Genomic DNA, 611 nt, shown 5'->3' on the forward strand with positions numbered 1-611 from the left:
CATCGTCCGCGACCTGCACGTCTCCCGCAACACGGTCCGGAAGGTCATCCGGTCGGGAGCCACCGCCTTGACCTATGAGCGTGAGGTGCAGCCGCTGCCCAAGCTCGGGCCGTGGCGCGACGATCTCGATCGGATACTGACCACCAACGCCGGGAGATCTGGCCGCGAGCGGCTGACGCTGATCCGGGTCTACGAGGCGCTGCGCGGGCTCGGCTACGAGGGCGGCTACGATGCCGTTCGCCGCTATGCCAAAACCTGGAAGCGCGAGCGCGCCTCGGTCACGGCCCAGGCCTTCGTGCCGCTTACCTTCGCTGCGGGCGAGGCCTACCAGTTCGACTGGAGCCACGAGATCGTGCTGATCGGCGGCACGACCGTCACGGTCAAGGTCGCCCACGTCCGATTCTGCCACACGCGCATGCTGTTCGTGCGGGCCTATCCGCGCGAGAGCCAGGAGATGGTGTTCGACGCCCACGATGCGCTCGCACTACCTCGTCGATCCGGTCGCCTGCACGACGGCCTCGGGCTGGGAGAAGGGGCAGGTCGAGAACCAGGTCGGGCTGGTGCGCGAGCGCTTCTTCACCCCGCGTGTCCGGGTAAAGAGCTACGAGGAG

The 611-nt window shown here is 67.8% G+C and carries 1 pseudogene; it reads left to right on the plus strand.

Features of this window, described 5'->3' with window-relative positions:
* Position 1 precedes the first annotated feature (1 nt).
* A pseudogene (locus MKK51_RS19595) lies at positions 2-611 on the plus strand (IS21 family transposase); the annotation flags it as partial.

The sequence above is a fragment of the Methylobacterium sp. E-045 genome, from assembly GCF_022829685.1.
In the GTDB taxonomy this organism is placed as follows: Bacteria; Pseudomonadota; Alphaproteobacteria; order Rhizobiales; family Beijerinckiaceae; genus Methylobacterium.